The 529-nt window shown below is 37.8% G+C and carries 1 protein-coding gene; it reads right to left on the bottom strand.

Annotation, left to right across the window (positions count from 1 at the left end; translation table 11 throughout):
- The coding region (locus FVW27_RS19250; protein ID WP_167128404.1) for a hypothetical protein at positions 1-498 on the bottom strand (498 nt) is incomplete at its 3' end.
- Between the last annotated feature and the right edge of the window lie 31 nt (positions 499-529).

Here is a 529-nt window from a genome sequence, read left to right as displayed (position 1 = left end):
TAACATAATAGCAAAAAAGTAGATCAATTCAGACACATACCTATTCGATGAATCCAAATCCCCAAAAAGATCACGCGCAAAATTAAGAACAGACTCGTTAACACTATAAAAATATTTTTGTAAAAAGTAACTCCTACCACGAAACGCATACTTTCCGCCACCTACTCTAAGCGCATCTATCACGATTGCATCTATAGAAAACCCTCCAAAACGACTCACCTTTAGATACAAGATGCTCCTATTTCTGTATTCATCCTTTTCGAAAAATTGAAACACAATCCTCTTCTTCTCATTGTCTATTACAAAACAATAATCATCGCACAAATCGCCATCCACAAGATCGCAACACTCATATATCCCACTAAAATCAAAAACCATATAGCCACGGAACACGTCGCCAGTACAAGAGGCCTCGTCAAGCTTAACATAGCCTCCACGTTTGGCATCAAAAACAGTATTATCTTCAGAAAAAAGCGCACATATATCCTGTATCTTCACGCGGTAAAAATCCAACAACACCGACAAAGAA

It is taken from the genome of Nitratidesulfovibrio liaohensis, from assembly GCF_011682075.1.
Lineage (GTDB): Bacteria > Desulfobacterota > Desulfovibrionia > Desulfovibrionales > Desulfovibrionaceae > Cupidesulfovibrio > Cupidesulfovibrio liaohensis.
Note: the sequence above shows the minus strand (reverse complement) of the source record. Positions and strands in the feature narration are given on the sequence as shown.